General features: G+C 68.0%; 2 pseudogenes. Both read right to left on the bottom strand.

Features of this window, described 5'->3' with window-relative positions:
• Window positions 1-475 (bottom strand): annotated as a pseudogene (locus tag AOK11_RS43110) (hypothetical protein); the annotation flags it as partial.
• Window positions 472-806, bottom strand: a pseudogene (locus tag AOK11_RS45600) (toll/interleukin-1 receptor domain-containing protein); the annotation flags it as partial. The pseudogenes AOK11_RS43110 and AOK11_RS45600, both read right to left, overlap by 4 nt.
• Between the last annotated feature and the right edge of the window lie 562 nt (window positions 807-1,368).

Below are 1,368 nucleotides of genomic sequence, written 5' to 3' on the forward strand. Positions count from 1 at the left end.
GGTGCGCGTGCTGTTCGTGTACGGCCTTGCGGAGGGCGGAGAGATCCGTCCGGGCTGCGGCCCACTGGATGGCGGTAGCTGCCGACAGATCGAGCAGCAGCCGGTCGCCGGTCCCTACCAGAGCCGGGTTACTGAGGGAAAGCTCCTCTTCCTCGTCAGGCAATAGTTCGTGGAAGACACCGGTGCCCAGGTCGTACTCGCGCAGGAGTACCCGGGCCACCGAGGTGCGACCGCTGCCCGGAGGGCCGTCCAGGATCACGGTGCCGGTGTCAGTCAGCTTGTGGCGGGCCGCTCCCATGCCAGCCGGGTCGACCAGCACTTGTTTGAGCCGGGTGAGGTGGTCGTCGGCGAGGCGGCGGAAGGTGGGTCTGTCCGGGTCCTGCAGCTGAGTGCCGATGGTGACGTAGAGGTCGCCGCTGCCGGTGTGCATGGGGGCATGTGGGTTTTCGACTCGCGTGCTGATGTGCTCGTTCACCGGTCGTCGTCCTCGCGTCGGTCCGGCTCGCCGAACCGGTGCCGGATGTCGCCGTGGTGGTCGCCCTCGAAGTACGTCATCCCGTTGCCGGAGAAGTGCCGGTCGCCCGACACGTGACGCGAGTTCTGATAGATGTTGCCTTGGCCCGTGTGCACAGGCCCGTGGGAGTCCTTGATGACGGTGGCGCCGACGTCTCCGGTGAAGTCCCGGCTCTGTACGGCCGTCCCGCTCACGTCCCCGATCGAGTTCCTCACCGCGGCGGGGGCCGGCGACGAAGCAGCATCCTGGTCCAGGTCGTGCAGGCCAGGGACCAGCTCGGCCACCAGGTCGCNNCGTCTCGGTGTCGTGCGTGTCGAACGGTATGGACTGGAGGTCGGCCAGCCGCGCCAGCTCGCCCGGCAGGTCCGCCTTGTTCAGCCGGTTCGTCTTGCGGCCGTCCAGGACAGGGATCAGTGGTATGCCGCAGTCGAACGCCTCCAGGATCTCCTTGCGCACCCAGTCTTCCGGGTCGCGCAGCCGGGCCTGGAAGTTCGTCCAGTCCGGCCCGATGACGGCCAGCAGCACAGAGCTGCGCCGCACATTGGTCAGCAGGGCGTCGGGGTAGGCGTGGCCAGGGGCGATGGACTTCGAGGCACGGAAGATGCGGTCTCGGCCGAAGCGGCGCGACAGTTCCTGGTCGATCAGGGCGGCGGTCTTGTCGCCGTCCCCCGTGCGGTAGTTGATGAATACGTCGGCCATGACCAGGCCCTTCTTCAGGAGGTCGGGAAGCGCGTTAACGTGCCAAGCCGTGGGGCCAGTTGGCGTACTGAGGCGTGATCGGAGTGGCGGGCCAGGACGCGGGCGAGTCGCCGGAGATCGATCGTGACGGTTGCGGACCGGACCGCCGCCGCTCC

The sequence above is a fragment of the Streptomyces hirsutus genome (genome assembly GCF_001418415.1).
GTDB lineage: Bacteria > Actinomycetota > Actinomycetes > Streptomycetales > Streptomycetaceae > Streptomyces > Streptomyces hirsutus.